The sequence below is a fragment of the Dysgonomonas sp. HGC4 genome, assembly GCF_001261715.1.
Lineage (GTDB): Bacteria > Bacteroidota > Bacteroidia > Bacteroidales > Dysgonomonadaceae > Dysgonomonas_A.
In genome coordinates, this window is the sequence record NZ_CVRU01000190.1 from 1 (window position 1) to 2,647 (window position 2,647).

At 41.4% G+C, this 2,647-nt stretch carries 2 protein-coding genes; both read right to left on the minus strand.

The features are described from left to right. Positions 1 to 119 precede the first annotated feature (119 nt). Positions 120 to 1,595 (minus strand): NADPH-dependent glutamate synthase, encoded by a 1,476-nt coding sequence (gene gltA / locus HGC4_RS17615; protein WP_050711455.1) that lies wholly within the window; start codon positions 1,593 to 1,595, stop codon positions 120 to 122. Positions 1,596 to 1,683: 88 nt separating this feature from the next. Beyond that, positions 1,684 to 2,466 (minus strand): sulfide/dihydroorotate dehydrogenase-like FAD/NAD-binding protein, encoded by a 783-nt coding sequence (locus HGC4_RS17620; RefSeq protein ID WP_050711456.1) that lies wholly within the window; start codon positions 2,464 to 2,466, stop codon positions 1,684 to 1,686. Positions 2,467 to 2,647: the final 181 nt, after the last annotated feature.

Below are 2,647 nucleotides of genomic sequence, written 5' to 3' on the forward strand. Positions count from 1 at the left end.
TTCTCCACAAGGACAATATCTGGTTGAAAAAACAGGATATACACCGATAAATAAAGAATAAATAAAAAGGCTCAAGTATAATACTTGAGCCTTTTTATTTATATGGAAACGATTTGTGATCAATTTTCATGTAAAGCTTCATCCATTGCTGCGGCAGCTTTGCGGCCGTCACCCATGGCTAGGATAACTGTTGCACCTCCACGTACAATATCGCCACCTGCATAAACGTCCGAAAGATGAGTTTGCATAGTGTCTTGATTGATAACTACTGTTCCCCATTTGGTAACTTCCAACCCTGAGAACGAAGATGGGATAAGTGGGTTAGGAGAAACTCCAACGCTCACAATAACCTCATCAACCTCAACCCATTCGGTTGCATCTTTGATAGGCACAGGTTTGCGACGTCCCGATGGGTCAGGTTCGCCCAGTTCCATCTTTTGAAGAAGCATGCGTTGTACACGTCCCTTATCATCACCTTCGTAACAAATAGGATTGTGAAGAGTAAGAAATTCTATACCTTCTTCTTTGGCATGTTTCACCTCTTCGAGACGAGCAGGCATTTCTTCATCCGAACGGCGATATACTACCATAGCACGTTCAGCGCCCAATCGGCGAGCGGTACGCACTGCATCCATAGCTGTGTTACCTGCACCGATGATAGCTACCTTTTTACCCATTTGCACGGGCGTATCGCTTTCGGGATTCGAAGCATCCATTAAGTTTACACGTGTAAGAAATTCGTTGGCAGACATTACTCCGATAAGATTCTCTCCCGGAATGTCCATAAAGTTGGGTAATCCTGCACCACTGGCTACAAATATACCTTTGAAGCCATCCTTGCGAAGGTCTTCGTGACTGATTGTTTTTCCAACAATGCAGTTCTTGATGAACTTAACACCTATTTTGCGTAATAAGTCTATTTCTACATCAACTATTTCGTTGGGTAAACGAAACTCTGGAATACCGTATTTCAATACACCGCCTATTTCGTGTAGTGCTTCAAATACAGTAATATCGTATCCTCTTTTCGCCATGTCTCCGGCAAAGGATAGGCCTGCGGGACCCGATCCTACTACGGCTATTTTAGTACCGTTGCATACAGGCATTTCGGGTGTAGATACTATTCCGTTCAAGCGTTCGTAGTCAGCAGCAAATCTTTCGAGATAACCAATTCCTACTGCTTCTTTTCCCATTTTCTGAACATAGATACATTGTGCCTCGCATTGTTTTTCCTGAGGGCAAACACGTCCGCATACGGCAGGTAATGCACTTGTTTCTTTTAGAGTTTTGGCAGCTTCTACAAATTCGCCTCTCTCTATATTCTTTATGAATGTGGGTATATTTATTTCAACAGGGCATCCTGTAACACAAGTAGGATTGGCACAATCGAGGCAGCGTCCTGCTTCAAATATGGCTTGCTCTTGCGAAAGACCCTGATTTACTTCTTCTTTCAGTTTGTGGCTGCGATATTCTGCATCCAGTTCGGGCATGTGAACACGAGGACGGTCGGCACGTTCTTTTGCTTTTACGCTTTTGCGTAACTCGCTGCGCCATGGCTCTCCCCATTTTTGTTTGATATATTCTTGACGTGTCATCTTCGTTTTGATCGTTTTTTGGTTAGCAAAAGTCTTATACCTTTTATTCTTTTGGGTAGGGATAGTCTGCCCCTACAAGTATGGTTGTTTAATTATATGCTTTTAGTCTCATCAACATTTCGTCGAAGTCAACTTTGTGAGCATCAAATTCGGGACCGTCAACACATACAAAACGTGTTTTGCCATCTACCGAAATACGACATGCACCGCACATTCCTGTTCCGTCTACCATAATTGTATTTAATGATGCCATAGTAGGTACATTGTATTTTTGGGTAAGTAACGATACAAACTTCATCATTATCGCAGGTCCTATGGTTACACACATATCTACCTTTTCGCGATTGATGACAGATTCTACGCCATTGGTAACCAATCCTTTTTGTCCGTATGAACCGTCGTCAGTCATAACTATCACCTCATCCGAATATTCGGCTACTTGTTCTTCGAGAATTACGAGGTCTTTGGTACGGGCAGCTAGAACCGATATTACACGATTTCCCGCCTTTTTCATGGCTTCGATAATAGGTAACATGGGTGCGATACCGACTCCTCCTCCGGCACAGATAACTGTTCCGAAATTTTCGATATGGGTAGCTCTGCCCAATGGACCTACAAGATCGGTGATGTAATCGCCCTCCTGTAGATTACAGATTTTTTCACTTGATGCTCCTACATTCTGAATGACGAGCGAAATAGTTCCTTTTTCAGTATCAGATTTAGCAATAGTTAGTGGAATACGTTCGCCTTTTTCGCCAACTTTTACCATTACAAAGTGTCCAGCTTTGCGGCTGCGTGCGATAAGTGGAGCTTCTACTACAAACTCTACTACTTGGGGTGAGAAGTATTCTTTACGTACGATTCTATTCATAAGTTATTAGTTTGAATGCAAATATACTAAAATGATAGATATGTATATAGATTTTATCTAATATTGATAGATGAATTGTTTAACTTTTACTAAAAGTCATTGTTGTACCGCCTTTAGTGATATTATTTAACACTATAAAAAGGCTTTTTAATGATTTGAAATTAACCTATCAAGCTATAAA

Bases quoted from the DNA above. Each gene is read 5' to 3' on its own strand.
- gltA (WP_050711455.1), bottom strand. From the start codon at position 1,595: ATGACACGTCAAGAATATATCAAACAAAAATGGGGAGAGCCATGGCGC.
- HGC4_RS17620 (WP_050711456.1), bottom strand. From the start codon at position 2,466: ATGAATAGAATCGTACGTAAAGAATACTTCTCACCCCAAGTAGTAGAG.